Annotated in this window: 1 protein-coding gene; it reads right to left on the reverse strand. The window is 65.0% G+C overall.

Going from position 1 to position 406, the window contains the following annotated elements; translation table 11 throughout:
- Nucleotides 1-406: DUF1631 family protein (locus tag AC1D1Y_RS26630; RefSeq protein ID WP_477684987.1), on the reverse strand; the 406-nt coding region annotated here is incomplete at both ends.

Below are 406 nucleotides of genomic sequence, written 5' to 3' on the forward strand. Positions count from 1 at the left end.
GCACCTTGGCCGCATCGGGGTGGGAGTCAATTTCGCGGGCAATCTTTTCAGCCAGCAGGTTGCGCTGCTCGGCCTGCTGCAGGGCTCGCACAGCCTGCGCACGGGAGGCCTCCTGTTGCCGGGCCTGGGCATCCCACAGATGGCGCAAATCCGCCAACGCATGTTCAAAGGGCTCGGCACTGGTGATATCGGCGTCGACTACGGGGGCCAGGGCGTCTTGCACCTGCTGGAAAAACTCAGCGAAGCCCGGACTCTGCGGTGAAGTAAACGCCAGGCTGCGATGCGTCAACTCCTGCACCAAGACGCGGGCCGCGTGCTGCTTGTCGGTAAAGATGCGCGGGTCTACCAGCGCCAGGCGCATCAACGCGGGCTCCAGGCCCCACACCACCTGCTGCACCGGTGTCAC

Source organism: Polaromonas sp. P1_G1 (assembly GCF_056405595.1).